Raw genomic sequence first — 287 nt, forward strand, 5'->3', positions numbered from 1 at the left:
TCTGGCCCAGTCCCGCGACGATGGCGGTGACCAGCATCGCGGAGAGTGCCGGCATCATCTGACACAGAATCGCGGGTATCGCGATTCCCGCCAGCTGGCGGCGTGAGGCCTGCCATTCGGCCCACAGGCCGCGATATTCCATCCAGTCGCGGCGCGAGAGCTTGAATGCCGTGATGGCAAGTCCGGCCCCGAAGGAAAGTACGGTCGCCCAGGCAGCGCCCGCCAGACCGAAGCCGGGCAGCGGCCCCGCGCCGAAGATCAGCAGCGGGTCCAGCACCAGGTTGAAG

At 67.6% G+C, this 287-nt stretch carries 1 protein-coding gene; it reads right to left on the bottom strand.

All coding sequences use genetic code 11. From position 1 onward, the window contains the following. A partial coding sequence (locus tag R0J88_RS19515; RefSeq protein WP_410900801.1) for a polysaccharide biosynthesis C-terminal domain-containing protein occupies positions 1-287 on the bottom strand: 287 nt, incomplete at both ends.

It is taken from the genome of Pseudoalteromonas sp. SIMBA_162, from assembly GCF_046535955.1.
In the GTDB taxonomy this organism is placed as follows: Bacteria; Pseudomonadota; Gammaproteobacteria; order Enterobacterales; family Alteromonadaceae; genus Pseudoalteromonas; species Pseudoalteromonas marina.